This is a genomic window from Paenibacillus sp. P46E (assembly GCF_001909095.1).
Classification (GTDB): domain Bacteria; phylum Bacillota; class Bacilli; order Paenibacillales; family Paenibacillaceae; genus Paenibacillus_AQ; species Paenibacillus_AQ helianthi.
Genome location: NZ_LVYZ01000020.1, coordinates 1 through 708, shown reverse-complemented (window position 1 = coordinate 708; position 708 = coordinate 1). Strand labels below are relative to the sequence as shown.

The following is a 708-nucleotide window of genomic DNA, read 5'->3' as shown; positions in this document are numbered from 1 at the left end:
CGTGAGCCCTCGGGTGGACGCTCCGCGAACGGACCGTTGTTCCAATCGCTGTTGTCCCCAGATTTTATTTATTCTCCTTCGCGGTGAAAATCCGGGGACAAAGGCGACCGCTATCGCTTTTCCACAATCGTTCCGTCCTCTCCGCTGTTTAAGCGGGAAATGGGGTCTACAATCTTTAAAAAAAGCAAAAAAAAGAAACCATCCTTTGGTAAAATGGAGTTACCACACAACCATTTCAAAGGAGAGGTTTCTTTTGTACATTCAATATACCATGGACCAACTTTGCTTGCCAATGGATCTGGAAGAAGATATTCCAGAACATCACCTCGTTCGTATCGTCAATGCCGCCGTTAACCGGCTGGACGACGGCATTTTTGACGCGGCCTACCCAGGTGGTGACCGTGACAGCTACCATCCTAAAATGCTGACCAAAGTCATTATTTACGCCTACACACAGCGCATCTATTCCTCTCGCCAAATCGCCAAATCCATTCGGGAGAACATCCCCTTCATGTGGCTGGCCGGGCGGCAGCGACCCGACTTCCGCACGCTGAATCGCTTCCGTTCCCAGCGAATGAAGAATGTCCTTGAGACGGTATTTACCGCCGTGCTTCAGTTTCTGGCTGACGAAAAATACGTTTCCCTGGAGCATTACTTTGTGGACGGAACCAAAATCGAGGCCAATGCCAATCGCTACACGTTTGTTTG

1 protein-coding gene is annotated in these 708 nt (G+C 49.6%); it reads left to right on the top strand.

The genetic code is table 11. The features are described 5' to 3' along the window. Nucleotides 1–253: 253 nt before the first annotated feature. The coding region (locus A3849_RS04380) for a transposase (protein WP_143191734.1) at nucleotides 254–708 on the top strand (455 nt) is incomplete at its 3' end.